This window comes from Escherichia sp. AM3, from assembly GCF_032029835.1.
GTDB lineage: Bacteria > Pseudomonadota > Gammaproteobacteria > Enterobacterales > Enterobacteriaceae > Escherichia > Escherichia coli.
Genome location: NZ_JAVUPQ010000897.1, coordinates 1 through 281 on the forward strand (window position 1 = coordinate 1; position 281 = coordinate 281).

A 281-nucleotide genomic window follows, 5' to 3' on the forward strand; every position below is an offset into this window, starting at 1 on the left:
GCGCAGCGCCACCCGGCAACAGCAACCCCAAAGCAAACACAACACGCACTCCCGGAATGATGAAAAAACTTTTAGCGCTAGCCCTTGTTGCGCCGTTGCTTGTGTCTTGTTCTTCCAAAAAAGGCGATGAATACAACGAAGCCTGGGTCAAGGACACCAACGGTTTTGACATTTTGATGGGGCAGTTTGCCCACAACATCGAGAACATATGGGGATTTAACGAAGTTCTTATTGCCGGACCGAAGGACTACGTTAAGTACACCGACGCCTATCAGACCCGT

1 protein-coding gene is annotated in these 281 nt (G+C 50.2%); it reads left to right on the top strand.

Annotated elements, in window-relative coordinates:
• Nucleotides 1-59: 59 nt before the first annotated feature.
• Nucleotides 60-281 (top strand): murein transglycosylase domain-containing protein (locus tag RTW80_RS28950; RefSeq protein WP_312721554.1); only part of this gene is annotated, 222 nt, incomplete at its 3' end.